This is a genomic window from Vibrio sp. 10N.222.49.C9, assembly GCF_041474985.1.
GTDB lineage: Bacteria > Pseudomonadota > Gammaproteobacteria > Enterobacterales > Vibrionaceae > Vibrio > Vibrio crassostreae_C.
In genome coordinates, this window is record NZ_JBFRVD010000994.1 from 1 (window position 1) to 538 (window position 538).

At 47.0% G+C, this 538-nt stretch carries 1 protein-coding gene; it reads left to right on the plus strand.

Annotated elements, in window-relative coordinates; all coding sequences use genetic code 11:
- The coding region (locus tag AB4585_RS26590; protein WP_372171741.1) for an aspartate/glutamate racemase family protein at nucleotides 1–492 on the plus strand (492 nt) is incomplete at its 5' end.
- Nucleotides 493–538 lie beyond the last annotated feature (46 nt).

Here is a 538-nt window from a genome sequence, read left to right on the forward strand (position 1 = left end):
GCTGCACTTTCATTGCAAACCGCAGGTGCAGAAGCGATTGTGATCTGCACGAATACCATGCATAAGGTGGCAGAGGATATTGAGCAGGTTATCTCAATTCCTCTACTCCACATTGCGGATGCGACCGCGCGAACCCTCAAGCAAGAAAATATCGATAAGGTTGCATTGCTGGGTACCGCCTTCACCATGGAGCAAGACTTTTATAAGCAGCGACTGACCGACCAGGCTATTTGTGTATTAGTGCCCAATGAAGAGCAGCGCAAACAGATCCATACGATCATCTATGATGAATTGTGTCAAGGTAAGATCTTGCCTGAATCTCGCCAGATCTACCTTGATATTATTACAGACTTAAAATCTCGAGGAGCCGAAGGCGTGATTCTCGGCTGCACAGAGATTGGGCTGCTGGTTAACAAGGAACACACAGATGTCCCTTTGTTTGATACCACGCTGATTCACGCTTCTTCCGCAGTAGAGTGGTCCCTGACCTAAAAGAGCAGAAATCAATAGAGGGCACTCTTACCTACCAATCAATACC